The sequence below is a fragment of the Aphanothece microscopica RSMan92 genome, from assembly GCF_046613545.2.
GTDB lineage: Bacteria > Cyanobacteriota > Cyanobacteriia > PCC-6307 > Cyanobiaceae > NIES-981.
The window spans coordinates 1-421 of the sequence record NZ_JBKKKY020000596.1 but is presented as its reverse complement, the minus strand read 5'-3'; the positions used below and the strand labels follow the sequence as shown (position 1 = coordinate 421).

The 421-nt window shown below is 71.0% G+C and carries 1 protein-coding gene; it reads right to left on the bottom strand.

Translation table 11 applies throughout. From position 1 onward, the window contains the following. A partial coding sequence (locus ACLD7X_RS19225; RefSeq protein WP_411425276.1) for a hypothetical protein occupies nucleotides 1-421 on the bottom strand: 421 nt, incomplete at both ends.

Here is a 421-nt window from a genome sequence, read left to right as displayed (position 1 = left end):
CAGCGCATCGCCATAGATCGCGGCGCCAAGGCGATTCACGACGCCCGGCAGGTAGTCGGCACCCTGCGTGTAGAGAACGCCGAGCGCCTCCGTCACATCGGCGGCGACGCGCACGCCGGCGTCGCCGCGCAGCGCATTGAGCCCTACGCCGACCTGCGCCTGGTTCGGCGTCAGCGTCACGCCATGCGGCCTCAGGTCGCGATAGTCATCCGGCGTCGTCCAGAGGGTCATGGCATTCGCGGTGTAGAGCGCATCAAGCCGCGTGCCGGCCGCCAGGCCTGCCGGCTGCACCAGGCCGCTGAAGCTGCCCGCAACACCGCCCTCGGCCTCGATGACGCGGAAGGACTGCGTCAGGGCGGGCGTGAAGCTGTTGGTTGCGGACCCCGTCATGCCACGCAGCGCCGGCAGCAGCGTGCCCGCC